The 21,363-nt window shown below is 73.5% G+C and carries 22 protein-coding genes; all 22 read right to left on the bottom strand.

Annotated elements, in window-relative coordinates; genetic code table 11:
• Positions 1-3: 3 nt before the first annotated feature.
• The gene (locus tag LQ327_RS07720) at positions 4-309 is read right to left on the bottom strand and encodes a rhodanese-like domain-containing protein (RefSeq protein ID WP_230731157.1); all 306 of its coding nucleotides are present in this window, start codon (positions 307-309) and stop codon (positions 4-6) included.
• A 131-nt stretch (positions 310-440) separates the two neighbouring features.
• A complete protein-coding gene (locus LQ327_RS07715) occupies positions 441-2,120 on the bottom strand; it encodes a monocarboxylic acid transporter (protein ID WP_372460621.1) in 1,680 nt (559 codons plus the stop codon).
• Positions 2,117-2,476, bottom strand: coding sequence for a DUF485 domain-containing protein (locus LQ327_RS07710; RefSeq protein WP_230731155.1), 360 nt, complete (start codon positions 2,474-2,476; stop codon positions 2,117-2,119). The genes LQ327_RS07715 and LQ327_RS07710 overlap by 4 nt, the downstream gene beginning before the upstream one ends.
• Positions 2,477-2,637: 161 nt before the next feature.
• Positions 2,638-4,350, bottom strand: a complete 1,713-nt coding sequence (locus LQ327_RS07705) for a sodium/solute symporter (protein WP_230731153.1) — start codon at positions 4,348-4,350, stop codon at positions 2,638-2,640.
• Positions 4,351-4,353: 3 nt separating this feature from the next.
• Positions 4,354-5,307, bottom strand: coding sequence for a DUF485 domain-containing protein (locus tag LQ327_RS07700; RefSeq protein ID WP_230731152.1), 954 nt, complete (start codon positions 5,305-5,307; stop codon positions 4,354-4,356).
• Positions 5,304-6,164, bottom strand: a complete 861-nt coding sequence (locus LQ327_RS07695; RefSeq protein ID WP_230731150.1) for a LytR/AlgR family response regulator transcription factor — start codon at positions 6,162-6,164, stop codon at positions 5,304-5,306. Before LQ327_RS07695 ends, LQ327_RS07700 begins: the two co-directional genes overlap by 4 nt.
• Positions 6,165-6,298: 134 nt before the next feature.
• Positions 6,299-6,670: a hypothetical protein gene (locus LQ327_RS07690; protein ID WP_269069193.1), complete on the bottom strand. Its 372-nt coding sequence runs from the start codon at positions 6,668-6,670 to the stop codon at positions 6,299-6,301.
• Positions 6,667-7,467, bottom strand: a complete 801-nt coding sequence (locus tag LQ327_RS07680) for an ESX secretion-associated protein EspG (RefSeq protein ID WP_230731146.1) — start codon at positions 7,465-7,467, stop codon at positions 6,667-6,669. Before LQ327_RS07680 ends, LQ327_RS07690 begins: the two co-directional genes overlap by 4 nt.
• The gene (locus LQ327_RS07675; protein ID WP_230731144.1) at positions 7,464-8,957 is read right to left on the bottom strand and encodes a hypothetical protein; all 1,494 of its coding nucleotides are present in this window, start codon (positions 8,955-8,957) and stop codon (positions 7,464-7,466) included. The genes LQ327_RS07680 and LQ327_RS07675 overlap by 4 nt, the downstream gene beginning before the upstream one ends.
• Before the next feature lie 221 nt (positions 8,958-9,178).
• On the bottom strand, positions 9,179-10,036 hold the full coding sequence (locus LQ327_RS07670) for a S49 family peptidase (RefSeq protein ID WP_230733165.1): 858 nt from the start codon (positions 10,034-10,036) through the stop codon (positions 9,179-9,181).
• 109 nt (positions 10,037-10,145) lie between these two features.
• Positions 10,146-11,351: a sensor histidine kinase gene (locus tag LQ327_RS07665; protein WP_230731141.1), complete on the bottom strand. Its 1,206-nt coding sequence runs from the start codon at positions 11,349-11,351 to the stop codon at positions 10,146-10,148.
• Between the two features lie 106 nt (positions 11,352-11,457).
• Entirely contained in the window at positions 11,458-12,318 is an 861-nt protein-coding gene (locus LQ327_RS07660) for an Fpg/Nei family DNA glycosylase (protein ID WP_230731140.1), read from the bottom strand.
• 14 nt (positions 12,319-12,332) lie between these two features.
• Positions 12,333-12,779 carry a hypothetical protein gene (locus tag LQ327_RS07655; protein ID WP_230731138.1) on the bottom strand — a complete coding sequence of 149 codons (447 nt, stop codon included), beginning with the start codon at positions 12,777-12,779 and terminating at the stop codon, positions 12,333-12,335.
• Positions 12,780-12,790: 11 nt separating this feature from the next.
• On the bottom strand, positions 12,791-13,660 hold the full coding sequence (locus LQ327_RS07650; protein WP_230731136.1) for an alpha/beta fold hydrolase: 870 nt from the start codon (positions 13,658-13,660) through the stop codon (positions 12,791-12,793).
• Positions 13,657-14,082: a helix-turn-helix domain-containing protein gene (locus tag LQ327_RS07645; protein WP_230731134.1), complete on the bottom strand. Its 426-nt coding sequence runs from the start codon at positions 14,080-14,082 to the stop codon at positions 13,657-13,659. The genes LQ327_RS07650 and LQ327_RS07645 overlap by 4 nt, the downstream gene beginning before the upstream one ends.
• A 47-nt stretch (positions 14,083-14,129) precedes the next feature.
• Positions 14,130-14,414, bottom strand: a complete 285-nt coding sequence (locus LQ327_RS07640; protein ID WP_230731132.1) for a hypothetical protein — start codon at positions 14,412-14,414, stop codon at positions 14,130-14,132.
• A 125-nt stretch (positions 14,415-14,539) separates the two neighbouring features.
• Positions 14,540-14,749 carry a hypothetical protein gene (locus LQ327_RS07635; RefSeq protein WP_230731130.1) on the bottom strand — a complete coding sequence of 70 codons (210 nt, stop codon included), beginning with the start codon at positions 14,747-14,749 and terminating at the stop codon, positions 14,540-14,542.
• A gap of 183 nt (positions 14,750-14,932) precedes the next feature.
• On the bottom strand, positions 14,933-16,723 hold the full coding sequence (locus LQ327_RS07630) for a PHA/PHB synthase family protein (RefSeq protein ID WP_230731121.1): 1,791 nt from the start codon (positions 16,721-16,723) through the stop codon (positions 14,933-14,935).
• 173 nt (positions 16,724-16,896) lie between these two features.
• Entirely contained in the window at positions 16,897-17,757 is an 861-nt protein-coding gene (locus LQ327_RS07625) for a class I SAM-dependent DNA methyltransferase (RefSeq protein WP_230731114.1), read from the bottom strand.
• A gap of 211 nt (positions 17,758-17,968) precedes the next feature.
• A complete protein-coding gene (locus LQ327_RS07620) occupies positions 17,969-18,574 on the bottom strand; it encodes a hypothetical protein (protein WP_230731112.1) in 606 nt (201 codons plus the stop codon).
• Positions 18,575-18,850: 276 nt separating this feature from the next.
• Positions 18,851-19,879, bottom strand: coding sequence for an aldo/keto reductase (locus LQ327_RS07615; protein WP_230731110.1), 1,029 nt, complete (start codon positions 19,877-19,879; stop codon positions 18,851-18,853).
• Positions 19,876-21,291 carry a purine-cytosine permease family protein gene (locus tag LQ327_RS07610; RefSeq protein ID WP_230731108.1) on the bottom strand — a complete coding sequence of 472 codons (1,416 nt, stop codon included), beginning with the start codon at positions 21,289-21,291 and terminating at the stop codon, positions 19,876-19,878. Before LQ327_RS07610 ends, LQ327_RS07615 begins: the two co-directional genes overlap by 4 nt.
• Between the last annotated feature and the right edge of the window lie 72 nt (positions 21,292-21,363).

Here is a 21,363-nt window from a genome sequence, read left to right as displayed (position 1 = left end):
GGGTCACACCACCTGCGCGGGTCCCGGCCCGTCGGCCACCACGGGGCGGCCGGCGGCTTCCCACGCGAGCATCCCGCCGCTGACGTTCACCGCCTCGCGGCCCTGCCCGACCAGGTACGCGGCCACCTGCGCCGACCGGCCGCCGACGCGACAGACCACGGCCAGCGGCCCTTCCGGCACGTCGTCGAGCCGCGACAGGAACTGCGACATCGGCACGTGGACCGCCTCCGGGGCGTGCCCCGCGACCCACTCGTCGTCCTCCCGGACGTCGAGCAGCGTCGCGCCCTGGGGCACCTCGGTCACGGCCACGGCGGGCGCCTCCGACGTCACGGGCGTCCCCAGCTCTCACGCATGGTCCCCATGCAACCACACGGTGCGGTAGGTGCCCGTGAGCACCGATTGACGCCCGGGCATCGATCAGCGCTCACGAGCCGAGGCACCTAGTGCGACGCCACCGTCGTCGACGCGCCCGCCCCGGTCATGGAGCGGACCTCCATCTCGGCGGCCCGGCGCTCGAACTCCTCCCGCTCCTCCGGGGAGACGCGGTTGGCGCCGACGTACGTGCCGACGATCCCGAGGATGAACGACAGCGGGATCGACACGATCCCGGGGTTGTCCAGCGGGAACCAGTGGAAGTCGACGCCCATGGGCAGCATCGACGCGCTCTTGCCGGCGGTCACCTTCCCGGACACCGCGGGCGAGAAGATGATCAGGATGATGCTGATCGCCAGCCCGCCGTAGATGCTGAACAGCGCCCCGGTGGTGTTGAACCTCTTCCAGAACAGCGAGTAGAGCAGCGTCGGGAGGTTCGCCGAGGCGGCCACCGCGAACGCGAGCGCGACCAGGAAGGCGACGTTCTGGCCGTTGGCGAGGATGCCGCCGAGCACGGCGACGAACCCGACGACGAGCGCCGTCCGCCGCGCGACCCGCACCTCGGAGCCGGGCTCGGGCTTCCCGTCCTTGAGCACCGACGCGTACACGTCGTGCGCGAAGGACGCCGCCGACGTGATCGTCAGACCGGCGACGACGGCGAGGATCGTCGCGAACGCGACGGCGGAGATGATGCCGAGCAGGATCGTGCCGCCGAGCTCGAAGGCCAGCAGCGGGGCGGCGTCGTTGACGTTCGACGACGAGAGCATCCCCTTCGGCACCAGCGCCGCGGCGCCGTACCCGATCACCAGCGTGAACAGGTAGAAGATGCCGATGATCCAGATCGCCCAGTTCACCGAACGGCGCGCCTCCTGGGCGGTCGGCACGGTGTAGAAGCGCATGAGCACGTGCGGCAGGCCCGCGGTGCCCAGGACGAGCGCGACGGCGAGCGACAGGAAGTCGATCTTGCTGGTGACCGTCTTGCCGTACTGGTTGCCCGCGTTGAGCAGGTTCGCGGTCGCGTTCGAGTCCGCGGCGCCGAAGACCGCCGACAGGTTGAACCCGAACAGGCCCAGCACCCACACCGTCATGACGGCCGCGCCGATCACGAGCAGGGTCGCCTTGATGATCTGCACCCAGGTGGTGCCGCGCATCCCGCCGTACAGCACGTAGATGATCATCACGAAGCCGACCAGGGCGATGACGAGCGCCTGGCCGTCGAAGATCCCCGGGCTGTTCGGGATGCCCAGCAGCAGCGAGATGAGCCCGCCGGCGCCCGCCATCTGCGCGAGCAGGTAGAAGAACGAGACGACCAGCGTGGAGACCGCGGCGGCCGCGCGGACCGGCCGCTGGCGCATCCGGAAGCTCAGGACGTCGCCCATCGTGAAGCGCCCGACGTTGCGCAGCAGCTCGGCGACGAGCAGCAGCGCCGTCAGCCACGCGACGAGGAAGCCGATCGAGTACAGGAACCCGTCGTAGCCGTTGACGGCGATCGCGCCGGCGATGCCGAGGAACGACGCGGCCGAGAGGTAGTCCCCGGAGATCGCGATGCCGTTCTGCGGCCCGGTGAACGAGCTCCCCGCGGCGTAGTAGTCCGACGCCGTCGTCGAGGCCCGGCTCACCCGGTAGACGATGAAGAGGGTGATGACGACGAACACCAGGAAGATCCCGATGTTCAGCGCCGGGCTGCCCAGCTCCTTCGGGGCGGCGGCCTGCGCCGGCAGGGCGGCGAGGGTCTGGGGAGCCGTCACAGCTTCTCCTCCACGCGGGCGCGGAGCTCCGCGGCGGTCGGGTCGAGGTTCTTCTCGGCGTAGCGCGCGTACGCCACGGCAATGGCGAACGTCGACACGAACTGCAGCAGGCCCAGCAGGAGGCCCACGGTCATGTTCGTGTCGCCCAGCTTCGTGTTGACGACGTCCGGGGCGAAGTCGGCGAGCAGGACGTAGACCAGGAACCACGCGAGGAACAGGCCGCTCATCGTGAAGATGTAGCGGCGCCAGCGGCTGCGGAGGGCCTTGAACTCCGGACTGCGCTGCATCTCCTCGTACGGGGTGGGCCCGCTGCCGGGCGGGGCCGCACCGCGAGAGCTCTCGTCGGTTGCGCTCATGCGCTCTCACCCTTCGGAGTCGGGGTCGCCGGGTGCCGGGTTGTCAACGCCGGAACCCTAGTTGTCGTCACTCCGTACGAGATGCTCTTTTCGTGTGGCTCGCTACGTCACGCACGGTATGTCCGGCGTGAACCATAGGTGAAAGCCCGGAGGCGGCGGCGTCAGCCCCGGCCGACCCGCATCTCGCCCAGGCCCAGCCGCTCCGGCGCGTGCAGCCGCAGCAGCGTCCGGCCCACGCCGGAGGGGATCCGCGAGGCGGTCGCGCGGCTCACCAGGACCATCGTCAGGACGGCGAGCGGGACCGACACCGCGGCCGGCTGATCGAGCAGGATCCCGAGCGTCCCGGGCAGCTGGGCGCCGAAGAGGGTGGCGAGCGCCGCGCCGAGCGAGATCACCCCGCCGACGACGATCCCGGCCAGCGCGCCGCGGTCGGTCAGGCCGCGCCACCAGATCCCGAGCAGCAGCAGCGGGGCGAACGTGGACGCCGCGACGGCGAGCGCGAGCGAGATGGTCTGGGCGAAGTCCAGCCGGACCATGACCAGGGCGAGCACGATCGGGACCGCCCCGGCGACGTGCGCGGCGATCCGGAAGTCCCCGAGTCGCCCGGGCAGGACGTCGCTCGAGAGCACCCCCGCCACCGACAGCAACAGCCCGGCCGAGACCGCGAGCAGCGTTGTCGCGATCCCGGCGGCGACCAGGCCGCCGAGCACCACGCCCGGCCAGCCGCCCAGGGCGATCGAGGGCAGCGTCAGGACCGCCGCGTCGCCCTCGCCGCCCACCAGGAGCTGGGGTGCGGACAACCGCGACAGCGCTCCCAGCACGATCGGCACGATGCTGAACCCGCCGAGGAGCGCGAGGACCAGCACGGTCGTGCGGCGCGCGGCCCGGCCGTCGGGGTTGGTGTAGTACCGGACGAGCACGTGCGGCAGGCCCGCGACGCCGAGACAGGTCGCGAGCAGCAGCGAGTAGACCCACAACGGGTCGCGCTCCCCGCTGCCGAACGGGCGGTCCCAGGCCCCCTGGTCGGCCACCGCGCCCTCCACCACCGGGACGCGGGCCCCGGCCGGGAACGCCAGCGAGCTCCCGCCCGCGACGGGGCGCGGGCCGGGCTCCCAGGTGACCGTGCGGGTGGGGCCGTCGCCGCTGATCCGGACCGTGACCGGGTCGGCGACCTGGAGGGTGACCGGGTCGTGGACGGCGATGCTGGTCGGCCGGTCGAAAGTGGCCGGGGCAGCGGGCCCGGTGGCGAGCCCGGTCCCGAGGAACCAGGCGACGAGGACGACGGCCGGGACGGTCAGCGCGACCGCCTTGACCCAGAACCCGAAGGCCTGCACGAAGGTCATCGAGCGCATGCCGCCGAAGGTCACCGCGGCGGTGACGACGACGCCGACGGTCAGCACGCCCACCCAGCCCGGGGCGCCGGTGAGCACCATGAGCAGGAGGCCGGAGGCCTGCAGCTGGGGCACCAGGTACAGCCAGCCGATGACGCAGACCACCACCGTGGTCATCGTGCGCAGCGCGGCGGAGTCGAGCCGGGTCTCGGCGAAGTCGGGGACCGTGTAGGCGCCCGAGCGCCGCAGCGGGGCGGCGACGAAGAGCAGCAGCACGAGGAACCCGGCGACGAAGCCGACCGGGTACCAGAGACCGTCGACGCCCTGGCTCAGGACGATCCCGGCGATCCCCAGGAACGAGGCCACCGACAGCGACTGGCCGGCGATCGCCGCCGCGTTCGCGCGGCTGCGCACGGTCCGCGAGGCGGCGAGGAAGTCATCCGTGGAACGAGTGACGCGGACGCCCAGCGAACCGATGACGATCACCGCGACGGCCGTCAGGCCCGCCAGGACGAGCGCGACCACAGCAGCGGCGGTGGACACCGCTCAGTCCTCGACGTCGTCGGCGAAGTCGAGCTCGTTCCGCTCGGCGTGGCGGGTGTAGAGCCACCCCAGCACGAGCAGGAACGGGAAGGAGAGGACCCCGAGCAGCAGCCAGGGGAGACCGATGCCGAGGACGGGGGCCGCGTCGGCCACCGAGGGCATCGTCAGGAAGACGATGGGCAGCACACCCAGGACGAGCACCGCCACGGCGGCGAGACGCAGCGCGAGCGTCAGCTGGGAGCGCATGAGATTGGACAGCAGCAGCTCACCGGTCGCGGTCTGCGCCTCGATCTCGGCGACGGTGCCGACCGCGCGCGTCGGCGAGCGCCGCTCGGACAGCACGATGCGCACGCGCTCGAAGGGCCGCCCGTCCGCGTCGAGCTCGTCCTCCTCGCCCGGGGACCAGCCGAAGATCGGCTTCTTCCCCTCGGGCATCGGCACGTCCTCGGACGCGGTGACCGCGGAGGCCGGGAACGTCGAGGCGAGCGGGAGGCCGCGGACCGGTGTGGGGTCGATCGCGCTCGGATCCGGTGCCGCTGGCGTCGGCGGGCCGGGGACCCGGGGGACCGGGGCGGGCTCGTCGGTGACCGCGTCCGGAGCGGAGGCGGCAGGCGGAGCGGACGCGGCCGGCGGGCCCTGCTCGGGCGAGGCCGCGATCTGCTCGGTCTCGGCGTCCGGCGCGGCGTGCCGAGGCCGGTACCCCGGCGGCGGCGTGTGCCCGGTACCGACGGACTCGTCGCTGCGGGCGTGCCGTCCGGCGGGCCCGGTCGCGCCCGTGGGCCCGGGCGAGGGACGCTCCCGGCGCGCGCGCACCCGCGCCACCGCCGGTCCGCCGTCGGGCTCGGCGGAGCGTGCCGCCGGGGCGCCGGCAGCCTCGCCCGCGCCGTCGTGGGCCGACGGGTCTCCCGAGCCGGGGGAACCGCCCCCGGACCGGGTCCGCCCGTCGGTCGTCGTCACCGTCGGCCCCAGGCCTGTTTCGTCGACCGGACGAGACGGTCCTTCAGCTCACGGGTGTGCCGGCGGCTCACCGGCAGCTCCGCGACCTCGCCCGTCCCGCCGCCGTTGCCCAGCCGGACGACGTAGCCCGACCCGGCAAGACGCAGCTCGGTGATCAGGGGAAGCGCGACGAGGTACGAGCGGTGGATCCGCACGAAGCCGGCGTCCGACCAGCGCTCCTCCAGGACCGAGAGCGGGATGCGCACGAGGTGGCTGCCCTCGGTGGTGTGCAGGCGCGCGTAGTCGCCCTGCGCCTCGACCCAGCGCACCGTCGACCGCTGCACGAGCTTGGTGGTCCCGGCGAGCTCGACGGGGATCACCTCGTCGTCGCCCTCCTCCTCGATGGCGGGCTCCACGGGGACCGTGGTGCCGCGCGAGGCGAGGATGCGCGTCAGCGAGGCGTAGAGCCGCTCCGGGCGCAGCGGCTTGAGCAGGTAGTCGACCGCGCCGACGTCGAACGCCTCGACCGCGCGGTCGTCGTGCGCGGTCACGAAGACCACCGACGGCGGGATCACGTAGCGCGAGAGCACCTGCGCGAGCTCCAGGCCGTCGAGCCCGGGCATGCGGATGTCCAGGAACAGGACGTCCACGTCGGACTGCTTGGCGGGCGCGGAGATGCCCGACGGCGGGGTGCCGAAGCCGCCGATGTTGACCTGGTCGCCTCCGGTGAGGATGCGCAGGGCGGAAATGGAGTCGTTCGCCTTCAGCACCGTTGAGACGCGCTGGTCCTGCTCCAGGAGGTAGGCGAGCTCCATGAGCGCAGGTTCCTCGTCGTCGACCGCGAGGACGACCAGGCCGTCGTTGTCGTTGGTAGTCACTGCTTCGCCATCCTGCCCAAGGGTCGGTCCCGCGTCCACGATAGGGACCCAGCCGGTCGGGCGATCCCACCGGTGCCGGTCACGGCGCCGCCGTACCGGACCTGACGTACATCGCCACCCGATCGACGGACGTTTCAGGGGGCGTCGGTGCCGGGGCCGAGCGAATCGGAGATCGAACGCTCCGACTCCTCCCACGCCGCGGTGCCCTCGACGACGGCGCGGCGAACCGCGTCCAGCTGGCGCGACAGGTCGTCCGCGGCGGGCACCGTGTCGGTGACCAGCAGCTCGCGGTACCAGGCGGCCATGTCCGCGTTGTCCTGCCCGGTCCCGGTGGCCAACGGGTCCTCCGCGAGGCGGCGCAACGCCTCCCGGGCCTCGGCCACCGTGCGCTCGAGGTCGTCCACCCGGCCCGCGAACCGCCGCGCGTCGGCCGGGTGCAGCGCCGCGGACCCGTCCTCGCCGGAAGGCGTACCGGGCCCGGGCCCCGAGGGTCCCGGTCCGCTCATACGGTGCTCCTTCCGCGGTCCAGTGGGCCGAGCGCGGCCTCGAGCTCGGCGCGCACCGCGGGCGAGGTCGCATCCTCCCCCACGAGCCGTGCCCTCCCTCGCGAAGTCCGCCCGGGGCCCGCGTCGTGCGTGTGCCCCGGATCGTGCCGCAGTCGGTACCGTCCGCGGGGCCCGTCCAGCCATTTGATCGTGGCATCGACACGTTCCCGGACAGAAGTTAGCCCGTTCGGAGCAGGAACCGCTCCGATCTGCGTCCACGCCTCCGCCGCCGTGAGCACGTCCTCGACGGCGCGCCGTTCCCGCTCACCGCGCACCGTGCCCGGACCGGCCGGCACGCCCGGGATCGCCGGGACCTCCAGCGCGGGCCCGACGGCCGGCGCCAGCGGCGGGACGAGCGCGAGCAGCCCGGCGACGAGGCCCTCGGGATCGAGCCGTCGGACCGCGACGTCCGCGTCCGCGTGATCGGCGGACCAGAGCAGGGCGGCGTCGGTGGCGCTGCCGAGCGCCACCGCGGCGCACGGCGTCGTCGCGCTGCGCCGCACCAGGTCGACCTGCCTGGTCCGGTCCCGGACGGCGGCCCCGACCGCGAGCAGCACCGCCGCCGGGCCGGGTTCCAGCAGGCCGCGGGCCCGCAGGGCGTCCTCGGCGCGGGCCCGGGCCAGCACGGTCTCGTCCTCCCTGTCCGCGGGCCAGACGGCCGCCGCGAGCGGGTAGGGCCAGGCGCTGGCGCCGCACTGCTCGAGCACCCACGTGAGCTCGAGGCGCCGCAGCGTGAGGACGGGGAAGGGTGTGCTCACGGTGCGGCCTCGTCGTCGTGCTCGTCCTCGCCCAGCACGGGCGGGGCGACCCGACGGCCGGCGTCGGCGCCCCAGCCGGCCGGGTCGGGATCGACGAGGTACTCGGTCCGCCGTGGCGGCAGCCGGTGCTCGCCGGACCCGCCGGTGGGCGCCAGACCGAGAGGGGCCGCGTCGAGGGGGCCGACGGCGGGGTGGCCGGCGGGGTCGGCGTGACCACCGTGGCCGTCGGGTGCTCCGGTGGCGTCGGCACTCATCGGGGTGGTGCCGGGTGCGTTGTCGCCCGGCGGGGCGGTGCTCGGGGCGTGGCCGGGTGGGTCGGCCGGGGGACCCGGGCCTCCGGCGGGCGATGTCCCCCGCGCACCGTCCGCTCCGGCACCGGACGGTTCGCCGGCACGCTCGCCGCGACGCCGCTGCTGCCGGTCCCACCGGCCCACCCCCGCGGCGGGGAACGGGACCGGGCGCGCTGTGCCGCCGTCGAGCGAGCCCGGGGCCACCGGGGCCCGGCCGGGGTCGACGGGTCCGGCGGCGGCCGGCGGTGCGCCCGAGGCCGCCGGCGCGGACGGTCCCGACACCGACGCTCCCGGCGCGGACGAGGGCGTCGGCGTGGAGGACACGACCGCGGGGCCGTGCTCGACGACCGTCCCCGCACTGCCGACCGCGGTGCTCCCGGGAACCGGAGCCACCGCGCGCGGGCCGACCGGTAGGTCACCGGGCGGCGTCGGACCCGGCGTCGCCGCCGCGGCCCGCTGCAGCACCCCGGTCGGGGCGCCCCGGACGCCGGGGGCTGGGACGACGCCGCGGGCCGCTGCTGGTTCGCCGCCCGCCGGCGAGGAGGCCGAGGCGGTCGGCCCCGTCCCGGCCGACGGGCCCGGCGCGATCGACCGGCCCGGCGCGGCCGACGGGACCGGCGCGGTGCCCGGAGCGGCCGGCGCGGCGGTCGGCGGCGGCGGGCCCGCACCCGCCGTCGTGACCCCGCGGGCGGCGGCCGCCGTCTCGGTCAGGTAGGTCCGGTAGGCCTCGCGGGCCGCCGCCTGGTCCGCGGCCGCGGCGCGGAACCCGCCGAATCCGTCGGCCGGGGCACCGGTGACCAGCGCGCGCAGCTCGCCCAGCACCGGCGGCGCTCCGAGACCGGGCAGCGCCGGGGGCCGGGGCGGCCCGACCGCGGCCTGCACCCGCAGCAGCGCCGCCCGCATCCCGTCCACGCCGCGGGCTTGACCGGACACCGTCTCCGCGAGCTGTTCCATCCGCGAGGCGAGGGCCCCGGTGCGCTGTCCCGCCGCGTCGGCGTCGCGCCCGATCCAGCCCTCGGCCACTCCGCGCTGCGCGCTGCGGAGGCGGTCGGCGGTGGTGCGGAGCTCGTCGGCCCGGGCGACGTGGCGATCCCGAGCGGCAGCCAGGGCCTCGGGGCTCGCGCCGTCACGGGTCCAGCGGTGGATCTGCTCGTGGGACAGCCCGGACACGTCGCGCCCGTCCCACCCGACCGCCGCCACTCACGCCCCCTCTCCGCGACCGTCGAGAGTAGGTGGCCGCGGCCGGGAGAGCACCACTGATCGTGACGGAGCGGAGCAGGAGGTCACCGGGCCCGCGCCGCCCGCGCCGCCCGCCCCGTCCTCCCCCCGAAACCACGAACGGCACTTTCGTCACCCATGAAGGTGACCAACGTGCCGTTCGTACGGAATCAGTGGCGGATCAGTGGCGGATCAGCGGGCAATCAGAGACCGAACCGGCTCCAGTGCGCGCGCTGCTCCAGGAACTCGAGCGCGCCGACGACCGCGGCCGCAGGGTCGAGCGACGACGCGCCCAGCCCCGGCACCCCGCCGAGGACACCGACGCCCAGCCGGGCGAGCAGCGGCTTGCGGGGCTCGACGCCGACCGGCTCGGCGTCGGGGTAGCGCTGCGAGAGGATCTCGTGCGGGCTGCCGATCCCGTCGATCAGCCCGAGCTCCAGCGCGCGCCGCCCGGTCCAGACCTCGCCGGTGAAGAGGTCCGCCGACTCGTCGAGACCCTCGCGCCGGGAGCGCACCCACTCGATGAACAGCTCGTGCAGCTCGCCCTGCATGCCGAGCAGCCACTCGACGTCCTCGGGCTTCTCGGGCTGGAACGGGTCGAGCCGGGCCTTGTTGGCCCCGGCGGTGTGCAGGCGGCGCTCGATGCCGAAGCGCTCGATCAGGCCGGTGAGCCCGAACCCGCCGGACACGACGCCGATCGAGCCGACCAGCGACGTCGGGCACGCGAAGATCTCGTCGGCCGCACAGGCGAGCCAGTAGCCGCCGGAGGCCGCGACGTCCTCGCAGAACGCCAGCACCGGGAGCTCGTGCTCCGCGGCGAGGCCGCGGATGCGGTCGGCGACGAGCTGCGACTGGGTCGGCGAGCCCCCGGGCGAGTTGATCACCAGGGCGACCGCGACCGCGTTCTCGGCCTCGAAGGCCCGCACCAGCGCCGACTCCACGGCCTGCAGATTGATCACGGAGCGGGGCACCGGGCCGGAGGCCGACGCGATGATGCCGTTGAGGCGCACCACGCTCACCGTGCCGCCGCCGACCTTCGACGCGAGCACGCCGGGCAGCACCGACGAGACGGCGGGCGGGAGCTTGAGGGCCGAGGGCAGCTTCAGGTCCACACCACGAGGCTATCGGCTCCGGACGACGCGCCGGGGACGGGAGTGAGACACCCGCGTGTCAGACCCGCACCCCGGCCCGGAACTTCGGCACCCGCAGGCTGATCTTCGTGCCCGCGCCCCGCTCGGTCTCGACGACGAGGCCGTAGTCCGGCCCGAACGCCGAGCGCATCCGGTCGTCGACGTTGCCGAGCCCGACGTGGGCCCCGGACAGGTGCGCGTCGCGGTTGTCCTCGCGCAGCGCCTGCGGGTCCATGCCGACGCCGTTGTCCTCGACGGTGATCAGGCACTCGCTCGCCGAGTCCTCCGCGGTGAGGGTGACGGTGCCGCCCTCGACCTTGCCCGCGAGCCCGTGGCGCACCGCGTTCTCCACCAGCGGCTGCAGCGCGAGGAAGGGCAGCACCACCGAGAGCACCTCGGGGGCGACCTGCACCTTCACCGCGAGCCGGTTGCCGAACCGCGCGCGCTCGAGCATGAGGTAGCGGTCGATGTTCTTGAGCTCCTCGGCGAGCGTCGTGTACTCGCCGGCCTGCCGGAAGGAGTAGCGGGTGAAGTCCGCGAACTCCATGAGCAGCTCGCGGGCGCGTTCCGGGTCGGTGCGGATGAAGGAGGCGACGGTGTTGAGCGCGTTGTAGATGAAGTGCGGCGAGATCTGGGCCCGCAGCGCCCGGACCTCCGCGCGGTTGAGCCGGTCGCGGGAGTCGTCGAGGTCGGCGAGCTCGAGCTGGCTGGAGATGTAGCGGGCGACCTCGGCGGAGGCCCGCAGCAGGACCGGTCCGGGGGTCTCGGCGCTGACCGCCGCGAGGGTCCCGACGACGTTGCCGTCCACCTCGAGAGGCACCACGACGATGCCCTTGACGCCGCAGCGGTCCGACCCGCACTCGATGTCCTTGCGGCTGGCCATCTGCTGGCGGCCGGTCTTCATGACCTTCTCGGCGTAGAAGCGCACGTCGAGGTTGTGGTGCTCGGCGTTGCCGTCCCAGGCCAGCGGCACGCAGTCGGCCGCCGTCATCGACAGGGCCTCGGTGTCGAGCAGGGTGCGCAGGTAGGGCACCGCGAACTGCGCCGAGGACTCCGAGAGCCCTTCGCGCAGCGCCGGCGCGGCCAGCGAGACCGTGTGCAGTGTCGAGAAGGTGGCCCGCTCCAGCGGTGAGGCGAACGCGTGCCTGCGCCGCAACCGCCGGTAGATCAACAGGCCCGCCGCGGCGAGGACGACGACCACGACGAGCGCGACGTAGAGCGTCGGGTCGGTCAACCAGCCGGGCATCAGGACATCGTCCGCCAGCGTGCCGCCCCAGAGCAACGCGGCACACGGGGAGGTAGGCCCCGTCTCCTCCGTCCGGCGGTATACATCACGGCCCGCACCGGCGTCGTCACTTCACGAGCCGCGACAGCCGACGGTCGGCGAGCGGCTTCCCCCCGGTCTGGCAGGTGGCGCAGTACTGGAAGGACCGCTCGGCGTAGGAGACCTCCCGGACCACGTCGCCGCACACCGGGCACGGCAGCCCCGTGCGGGCGTGCACCCGCATCCCGGAACGCTTCTCGCCCTTGAGCAGGGCGGCGTCCTGTCCGACGGCGCGGTCGACGGCGTCGGTGAGCACCGAGATCATCGCGGCGTGCAGCCGGTCGATCGCCTCGTCGTCGAGCTTGTTCGACATCGCGAACGGCGAGAGCCGGGCGACGTGGAGGATTTCGTCGGAGTAGGCGTTGCCGATGCCGGCGAGCACCCGCTGGTCGGTGAGGAGCGTCTTGAGCCGCGACGACGCGCCGCGCAGCAGCCCCGCGAGCGCCTCGCGGGAGAGGGTCAGGGCGTCCGGGCCGAGCGAGGCGATGCCCGGGACGGTGGCCGGGTCCGTGACCACGTACACCGCGAGGCGTTTCTGCGTGCCCGCCTCGGTGAGGTCGAACCCGGGGCCGCCGACCGCGTCCAGGTGCACCCGCATCTCCAGCGGGCCCTTGCCCGGCTTCGGCGGGGTCGTCGAGGCCTGCTCATGCCAGCGCAGCCAGCCCGCGCGGGAGAGGTGCACGACGACGTGGAGACCGTCGAGCTGCACGTCCAGGAACTTCCCGAACCGCCCCGCCCCGGTGACCAGCCGTCCGGTCAGCGCGGACAGCGGCGGGTCGAAGGTCTTGAGCGCGGTCATGCTCGCGAGATCGACCCGCGCCACCGGACGGGCGAGCGCGTGCGTGCGCAGGTGCTCGGCGAGCGCCTCCACCTCGGGCAGCTCCGGCACGGCTCCTCCTGTGACTACTGCGGTTGCAGCGGGCTGTTCGCCCGCGCCGGGGTGCCCCGCTTCTGCAGCGTGCGGACGGCCTGCCGGAACTCGGCCCGGGCGTCGGCGCGCCCGCGGATGTAACCGCTCCAGGCCTCACCGAAGCCCTGGTCGTCCTCGGGCCAGCGCCCGCCCTCCACCATGAGCCGGCGGGGGCGGCGCAGCGCCCAGCGGACCGGGAAGAACCCCGCGACGGCGAGCAGGATCGCCACCACCCACCAGGGCACGCTCACGGCCGCGACCTGGAACTTCCACGCGATGAGGGCGAACCAGAGCAGCCCCAGCACCACAATGATGCCGATGACGGCCCGACGGCCGCCCTCCTTCTCGTGCTCGAAGCCCTCGGAGCGGTCGCTCCACATGATCTTCATGCTCACCAGCCACTCGCGGCCGTCCACGCCGGTGACCGTCTTCGCACTCACGCCGACCCACTCTAGGGCGCGCGGCGCGGAATCGGATCCAGGAAGTCCTCGACGACCCGCCCGAGCGCGTCGGGCCTGGTCAGCAGTCCGAGGTGCCCGCCGTCGTGGAGGTGCACCGTGGCGTGTCGCAGCAGGCCGGCCATGACGTGGGCGTTCACCACCGGGATGACCGGGTCGCGACGGCCGGCGAGCACCAGCGTCGGGGCCGTGATCAACGGCAGCACCGGCAGGCTGGTCCACGTCGTGAGGGCGAACAGCTGGTGCAGGTAGGCCGTCGCGCGCACCGGCCGGACGCGGGCGAACAGCGCGTCGACGGTGTCCGGGTCCTCCCCGACGTAGATCTCGCGCCCGGCCCGGCGCCGGTAGGTCGGGTCGTTGTAGCGCCGCGGGGTCAGCATCCGGGCGAGCACCCCGATGCGGGCCGGGACCATCATCACGCCGGTCCCGGTGCTCGCGAGGACCAGCCGGCCGGTGCGGCGCGGGTACTGCAGCGCGAACTGCTGCGCGATCCCGCCGCCCCAGGACAGCCCGAGGAGGTCGACGACGCGATGGCCGACGCCGGTGAGGTCGTCGAGCTGGTCGAGCAGGTCGGCGAGCAGGGCGGACAGCGCCGCCATCGGCAGCGGCACCGCCGACCCCTGGGAGCCGCCGATCCCGGGGACGTCGAAGCGCACCACCTCGCGGCGCGGGTCGAGCGCGTCGACGAGGGGTTCGAAGAGCTCGAGGCTCGCCCCGATCCCGTTGACCAGCACCAGCGGCCGCACCGCCGGGTCGGTACCGGGACGGATCGCCACCCGGATGCGTCGCCCGGCGACGGTGAGGGTGCGCTCGATCCCCTCCTCCGGGGAGTCGGTCGCCGGACGGGGAGCGGTGGCGGTCACCGGCGGGTCCCCAGGTCGGGGGCGTGCTCGGGTGGGGACGCGGACTCCACGTAGCTCCGGTACACGGCGATCAGGGCCTCCTTCTGCGCCTGGGAGAGCCGGCGGTCGGCCCGGACGGCGCGTTCCACCGCACGGTCGTCGCCGGTCTCCCCGCGCGATCCCGGCCCGGGTCGCGGGCCGGCCTGCTCCCGGACGAGGCCCGCCTGCTCGAGGAGGGTCTCGGCCGAGAGGTCGAGCGCGTCGGCGATCGCCGAGAGCACACGCACCGAGGGCACGTGCAGCCCGCGCTCGACCTGGCTGAGGTACGGGTTGGAGATGTGCGACAGCGCCGAGAGCTGCCGCAGCGAGAGCCGGGCGAGGCGTCGCTGGTCACGGATGAACGACCCGAGGGCGCGGCGCTGGGCATCCCAGACGCCGTTCATCCCCCGGGGCGGCGCCGTGTCCTCGGCCTCCGGCCCGGCGTGCTCGCTCAGCGCAGCCGCAGCGCGTCGAGCACCTGGTGGGCGACCGAGCGCTGCATCTCGAGGACCGCGATGCCGGTGTCGACCGCGCGGTCGACCATCTCGCCCGCCGACGGATAGGCCGGGATCGACCCCGACGTGCGGCGTGCGGCGTCGTCGGCCCCGTGGAGCGCGGCGCCCCACAGCTGGGCCATCCCGGTGGCGGCGTCGGTCATCGCCTGCTGCCCCCGGGACATCACGTCGGTCACCTGGTCGGTGACGGTGTTCCGGTGGCCGTTCGAGGCTGACGTCATCGGCTCCTCCTGGGGCGCCCCGACGGTGAGGTGCGGGGCGCGGTCGGGTCGGCCGGGCGTGCTCGACCGGCCGATCGCCCGCTCAGGATACCGAGCAGGAGCGTCCGCGCCCACCCGGCGGAGGGTCAGGGCGCCGGCAGCGAGGCGACGATCTCCGTCACGGTCCGGCGCACCTGCGCCGTGCAGTCGTCGCAGCCGCAGCGCGCCCGACGACCCGCGAGCAGCAGGTCGAGACGCAGGAACGGCGCGTCGTAGACCGACCCGACGGCGTCGTCCACCAGGCGGCGCAGGGCCGTGGACGCGCAGCGCACGGGGCGGGCGGGAAGGGGCTCCATGGGCGTCACCGATCGCGTGGCGGCGGGCAACGACGACCGCGACGAGTGTTGCGACAGAGGCAGCGTCATCGCGCTCTGCGCAACACCGTGCGCGTTCCGGTCGGGTCCGGTCAAGATGTGTCACACCCCGGCCGCGCGAACGTCATGGCGGCGACACACCGTGACAGCGGCTCCCCCGGCTCCTCAGGCCGTCCCGCGGACGTAGTCCCCCGGGGCGTCGCCGAGGACGGGGTGCTCGTCGCTGCCGGTCACCGGCGGCGTGCGCATTCCGCCGGCACGCTCGCCGATCCACTCGGCCCAGGTGTCCCACCAGGAGCCCTTGACCTCGGTGGAGCGGGAGCGCCAGGCGTCCGGACCGGGTGCGTCCGGCCCGCTCGCGCCGACGGTGCCCACCCAGTGCTTGGCCTTCGGGCTCGGCGGGTTCACCACCCCGGCGATGTGACCCGCCGTCGAGAGCACGAACGTCACGTCTCCGCCCAGCAGCTCGGTGGAGGTGAACGAGGTCCGCCACGGCGCGATGTGGTCGTTCTCGGCGGCCACGATGAACGTGTCGGCCTGGGCGGACTTCAGCGAGAGCAGGTCCCCGTCGAGCTCCAGCACGCCGCGGGAGAGCTCGTTGTCGAGGTAGAAGTGCCGCAGGTAGGACGCGTGCATCGCCGCCGGCATGCGCGTCGAGTCCGAGTTCCAGGCGAGGATGTCGAACGCGGGCGGCGCCTTGCCCTCCAGCCAGTTCGGGCCGATGTAGTTGAAGATCAGGTCGTTGGCACGTAGCAGGTCGAACGTCGTGGCCATCGACTCCGCCGGCAGGTAGCCGGTCTGCTTCATCGACTGCTCGAGCCGCTCGACGATCTCCGGGCTGACGAACGACGAGACCGGTCCGACCTCGGAGTAGTCGAGCATGGTGTTGAGCAGGGTCAGGCTGTTGATCCGGTCGTCGCCGCGCACCGCGCAGCGCGTGGTCAGCAGGGCGGCCATCAGCCCGCCGAGGCAGAGGCCCATGACGTTGACCTTGTCGGACCCGGTGATCCCGGTGACGACGTCGAGGGCGGCGGCCGGACCGAGCTCCAGGTAGTCCTCGAACGTCGTCGACGCCATCGACGAGTCCGGGTCGCGGTAGCTGATCATGAACACGGTGTGGCCGTGCTGCACCGCCCACTCGACGAGGCTGCGCTCGGGCGCGAGGTCCATGACGTAGTACTTGTTGATCCACGGCGGGCTGCACAGCAGCGGGATCTCGTGGACCTCGTCGGTCTGCGCGTCGAACTGCACCAGCTCCATGAGCCGGTTGCGGTAGACGACCTTGCCCGGGGTGGCCGCGAGCTCCTGGCCCACCCGCAGCTTGCTCGCGTCGACCTGGCGGGGCTTGCCGTTGTTGGTCGCCAGGTCGTCGAGCAGGTTCCGCAGCCCCCCGACGACGCTGGCGCCGCCGGTCTCGAACGCCCGCTTGAGGGCGGCGGGATTGCCCGGCAGGACGTTGGTGGGCGACACCACGCTCCCGACGAGGCCCATGAGCATCCGGGCGCGCTCGTCGGAGTCCGGGTCGAGGCCGGCGGCGCCGACGAGGTCCTCGAAGAAGGACACGAGTGCCAGGTACTCCTGGCGCAGCGCCCAGTAGCCCGGGTTCTCGGTCCAGGTCGTGTCCTTGAACCGGCCGTCCTTGGTGATCGGCATCGGGGCCGCGTCGTCACCGCCGGTGATGTCCCCGCCGGCCAGCCCGCGCAGCGCCCGGCCCGCCGTCGCCGCACCGATCCGGGCGGACACGGCCGCGAGCGTCGACGCCGCGCGACCCACCTCGCCGGGATGCGTGGCCCAGCCCTGGGCCAGCTGCAGTGCGGTCCGGCCGAACAGGGCCGGGTCGGTGCGGGCGAGTACCGCGTCCGGCACGAACGTCTCGACGGCGCGGGCCACGTCCGGGGTCCGCGCCGCGGGCAGCCGCGGCTCGTGACGGTTCGCGTGATCGGTGCTGACGGCCATGCGTGCGCTCCTGTCGGCAGGTCCCGCGCCCCGGGCCGGGGAGTGCCTCCGGGACCCGTCGTCCGGTCAAGTGTGTGCCCGGTCACCCGGATGAGGAAACAACCGAAGGGACGGGGCGCGGGCCGGATCCCACGCCGTCGACGCCGGGGGCGCCCAAGAGCCGCGACCCGCCGTCAGGCGAGCGGGCCGCGCTTGCGGGCGACGATCCCCTCGTAGACCAGCGGGGTCGCGTCGGTGGCCAGGCGGTGGCGGAAGCGCTCGCGACGCACCACCTCGAGGGTCCCGGACGCCATGCCGTCGGCGATCATGCGGGCGAAGCCCGAGGTGTCGTCCGCGGCGAGGAAGGCGTCCTTGATCGTCAGCACGACCCAGCCGCCCTCGGCGACGTGGTCGTACGCCGTCCGGAACGCCTCCGGCGGGATGTCGCCGAAGCCGAGCGCGGCGACGACGGTCAGGGCGTTGAGCTCGTGGCCGGCCAGGCGCCGCGACCCCTCGGCGTCGAGCGCGGTGAGGTCGGTGACCAGGTAGTCGGTGTACAGCCCGGGGCGGTCACGCTCCGCGGCCGTCCTCGCCTCGGGGAGGATGTCGACCCCGACGTTGTGCGCCACCCCGACGGCGGCGAGCTCCTCGGCCATGATCCCGTTGCCGGCGCCGAGATCGAGGACCCGCACGTCGGCGGCCTCGATGCGGGCGTCGGCCAGCGCGTCGGCCAGCAGCCCGACCATGAAGCGCGGCGAGTCGCAGCCGAGGACGTCGTAGAAGATCTTCTCGTAGAGCCCGGGGACGTCGAAGATGCGGTCGTAGTCGTGGAACCGGAACTCGCTCCACGCGCCGTCGGGCTGCTGGACGACGCACCACTCGTCGTCCTGGGTGTACTTGCTGCTCGGCTCCGGCAGCGCCACCCGCAGGGCGCGGCGGGCCTCGGCCAGCGCGCGGGGACCGTCGTAGACCCCGCTGCCCAGCCGGTCGTCGCCGCCGCGCGGTCCCGATCCGGACGTCGTGACGGTTCCGTGTCCGTTGACCGTCTGCGTCATGGCGACCACCCCTTCGGACCCATCTTACGGTGGGCCGGCACGCGGACAGGCGTCATCGACGGGTCCGCAGGATCAGGACGGCTGATCGTCACCAAGGCGGTCGTGACCGGTCAAGGAACCGGGGCCCGACAGCGAAAAGCATCACGATCTCTTGAATCGGCGCCCCGGAGTCGGGTGGTGATCACACGACGTGGTCACCACGTCGGGCGGTTCACCGCCACTGGTCACGCTGACCGCGGGGGTCGTAACGCTGCGTGCGCTGATCGCCGTAGTAGTTCTGCGGCGGGTACTGCGGCTGCGGGTCGTGCGTGCCGTAGCCGGCGTCGTACCGGCCGTCGTACTCCCGGCCGCCCCAGCCGCCGTGGGTCGCCGGCCGCACCGAGGTCGCCGAGACCCCGGAGAGCATCGACACGATCGCGATGCCGATCGCGGCGTAGAGGATTCCGGTCGCGATGTGCGCCGAGATCGAGCCGTCCGCCAGGAAGACCTGCAGGATCAGCACGACGATGACGAGCACCGCGATCGCCGAGAAGAACGACGCGGGGCGCGGGGTGGTCATCAGCAGCAGGTGGAGCAGCGCGGTGCTCGCCAGGGCGGCGATCCCGGCGGCGATCGGGATGACGGTCGAGGCGTTGTCGACCAGGGCGCCGCTGCGGCCCGCGGCCTGGATCCCGACCTCGAAGATGCTGTTGATGATCAGGACGCCGACGAAGGCGATGCCCGCCGCGACGAGCGCGGTCGCGACGCCACCGGCCCAGAGGCGTTTGGAAACGACCTCGACATCGCCGTCGTCCCAGGAACGCTGCGGGTAGCTCACGACCGATCCCCTCGCCGAATACTGGGCTTTTTCTACCAGGGCCAGGTCACACCACGGTCGAAGGACCGTGTCCGCGCGTGGCGATGAGGGTGGAGTGCCGGAAAAGTCGCGTTCTCGGGCCGTTTCGAGCGAAGGGCACCGTCGCTCGATGGAGCCGACCGGGGGCGCCCCTCGCCGGAATCCCCGCGCGCCCGCCCATCTGAGCGAAGGGCACCGTCGATCGATAGAGCTGACCGAAGGTGCCCTTCGCTCGGAACCGGGTGAGGGTCCCGGCCGTCAGGCGGCGGAGCGCTCCGCGGCGGGACGGCGACGCAGCGACGCCTGCTCGATGGCCGGCGGGGCGTACGAGACGTCGCCCGGGTCCACGTCGGTGCCCGGCGGGACGATCTCGTCGATGCGGTCGAGGATCTCGTCGTCGAGGGTCACCTCGGCCCCGGCGAGCAGGTCGTCGAGGTGCTCCATGGTGCGCGGTCCGACGATCGCGCTCGTGACGCCCGGGTGCGCCACCGCGAACGCCATCGCCAGGTGGGTCAGCGAGACCCCGGCCTTCTCGGCCAGCGGGAGCAGCTCCTCGACGACGTCGAGCTTGCGCTCGTGGGTGAGGCGTCCCGGCGCGAACTTCATGCGGGCGCTGTCGGTCTCCTGGCCCTTGCGGTAGCGGCCGGTGAGCAGTCCCATCGCGAGCGGGCTCCAGACGAGCGTGCCCATCCCGTGGCGCTCGCAGACCGGCAGCACCTCGCGCTCGATGCCCCGGTTGACGATCGAGTACGGCGGCTGCTCGGTCCGGAAGCGCTCGAGACCCCGGCGCTCGGCGACCCACTGCGCCTCGACGATCTCCGACGCCGGGAACGTCGACGACCCGACCGCGCGGACCTTGCCGCTGCGGATCAGGTCGGACAGCGCCGAGAGGGTCTCCTCGACGTCGACCGAGTTGTCCGGGCGGTGGATCTGGTAGAGGTCCAGGTGATCGGTCTGCAGTCGGCGCAGCGAGTTCTCGACCTCCGTGACGATCCAGCGCCGGGAGTTCCCGGCCCGGTTCGGGTCGTCGCCCATGCCGCCGTGGACCTTGGTGGCCAGCACGACGTCGTCGCGACGACCCTTCAACGCCTTCCCGACGATCTCCTCGGACTCGCCCTGCGCGTAGACGTCCGCGGTGTCGACGAAGTTGATCCCGGAGTCGAGCGCCTTGTGGATGATCCGGATCGAGTCGTCGTGGTCGGTGTTGCCCCAGGCGCCGAACATCATGGCGCCCAGGCAGTACGGGCTGACCTTGATGCCGGTCCGGCCCAGTGTCCGCATCTTCATCGTTCGGTGGTGCCTCCCTCGTCGGCCTGTCCCCCCGGAGTAGCCGCCACGGCGGGTGTCGAAGCACGGCGCTCGACCCGGGCGAGGGCCGCACCCACCAGGCCGGCGACGACGAAGGAGAGCAGCGAGGCCGACAGCCACGACGGCGGGCTGAACCCGATCGCCTCCCGGGCCGCGGTCCACATGTCCGACCAGCCGGGCGCCCCGCCGGGGTTGACCAGCTGGTACGCGACGAGCCCGATCAGCCAGGCGACGACCATCAACGGCCGGGACGGGGCCCACCGGGACAGATCCCGGTCTCGCCGTCGCACCAGCGCGTCCCCGACGCCGACCCCGAGCAGCGGCACGAACACCGAGCCGATGACGGCGAGGAAGCTCGAGTAGTCGTTGATCGTCACCCCGAGCGCGAGCACCGTGACCAGGGCGCCGATCACCAGGCACAGCACGCGCCGGTCCGCGCGCGGCCAGAGGTTCTGCGCCGAGACCGCGGTCGAGTAGACGTTCGCGAACGACTGGTCGGTCTCGCGCAGGGTGAGGATCAGCAGCGCGGCCAGCCCGAACGGCGCGGCGAGCATCGGCGTGAACACGTCGTCGCCGTTCCCGCCGACCAGCGAGAGCGCCGCCAGCCCGACGACGAAGCAGAGAATCTGGGTGATCGCGTACCCGACGGTCGCCGCGGTGAACGCCGTCGACACCCGCTTGGAGTGCCGCGAGTAGTCCGACGCGACCGGGATCCACGAGACGGCCACCGCGATCGCGGCGTCGGTGCCCGCCCAGAACCCGGACCAGGAGCCGGCCTGCCCGAGGTCCACCGCCGCGGGCCGGGTGAACAGCCACCACGCGAGGTACGCGACCGAGATCGCGACCAGGATCGTCACGACGCGGCGCAGCAGCCGCAGCATCCCGAGCGGACGCAGCGTGAGCAGCGTCGTCACGATCCCGGCGCCGAGCACCCACGCCCAGGTCGGTCCGCCGAGCGCCACCACCCCGGCCTGCGCGATGACGACGAGCTCGAAGGTCCCCCAGCCGACGAGCTGGACGACGTTGAGCACCGAGGGGATCCATGAGAGGACTCCGCCGAAGAGACCTCGCAGTACGACCATCGCGGGCGCACCGGTCCGCGCGCCGGGTATCGCGGACAGCCCCACCATCGCGCTGCCGATCACGGTGCCGACGACGGTCGCGACGACCGCGGCGCCGATCGTCAGGGGCGGCGCACCGGCGGGCTGCAGGACGGCCAGGACCCCGGCGAAGCCGAGCAGGCTGACCCCGAGGTTCGCCCAGAACGCGCCCTGGTCGAGCAGGCCGAGCGAGCGGGGCACCGGCCCGTCGAGGGTGGGGGCGACCTCGTCGGCCCTCCTCCCCCGGTCGGCCGTGGACGTCGGCGACGTCGAGGGCGTGGACAGGGGCATGCTGCGCCTCCGTTTCCCTGCGCCGGCATGACCCGGATCAGGTTCGAACGGTCGGGACCACCGCCGCGTCCC

Source organism: Actinomycetospora endophytica (genome assembly GCF_021026375.1).
GTDB lineage: Bacteria > Actinomycetota > Actinomycetes > Mycobacteriales > Pseudonocardiaceae > Actinomycetospora > Actinomycetospora endophytica.
The sequence above is the reverse complement of the archived record's forward strand: the minus strand, read 5'-3'. Positions and strand labels throughout refer to the sequence as shown.

Coding starts and splice junctions, on each gene's coding strand:
- LQ327_RS07630 (WP_230731121.1), bottom strand. CDS start 16,723: ATGGCCGTCAGCACCGATCACGCGAACCGTCACGAGCCGCGGCTGCCC.
- LQ327_RS07665 (WP_230731141.1), bottom strand. CDS start 11,351: ATGCCCGGCTGGTTGACCGACCCGACGCTCTACGTCGCGCTCGTCGTG.
- LQ327_RS07610 (WP_230731108.1), bottom strand. CDS start 21,291: ATGCCCCTGTCCACGCCCTCGACGTCGCCGACGTCCACGGCCGACCGG.
- LQ327_RS07690 (WP_269069193.1), bottom strand. CDS start 6,670: ATGAGCGGACCGGGACCCTCGGGGCCCGGGCCCGGTACGCCTTCCGGC.
- LQ327_RS07635 (WP_230731130.1), bottom strand. CDS start 14,749: ATGGAGCCCCTTCCCGCCCGCCCCGTGCGCTGCGCGTCCACGGCCCTG.
- LQ327_RS07640 (WP_230731132.1), bottom strand. CDS start 14,414: ATGACGTCAGCCTCGAACGGCCACCGGAACACCGTCACCGACCAGGTG.
- LQ327_RS07645 (WP_230731134.1), bottom strand. CDS start 14,082: ATGAACGGCGTCTGGGATGCCCAGCGCCGCGCCCTCGGGTCGTTCATC.
- LQ327_RS07625 (WP_230731114.1), bottom strand. CDS start 17,757: ATGACGCAGACGGTCAACGGACACGGAACCGTCACGACGTCCGGATCG.
- LQ327_RS07615 (WP_230731110.1), bottom strand. CDS start 19,879: ATGAAGATGCGGACACTGGGCCGGACCGGCATCAAGGTCAGCCCGTAC.
- LQ327_RS07710 (WP_230731155.1), bottom strand. CDS start 2,476: ATGAGCGCAACCGACGAGAGCTCTCGCGGTGCGGCCCCGCCCGGCAGC.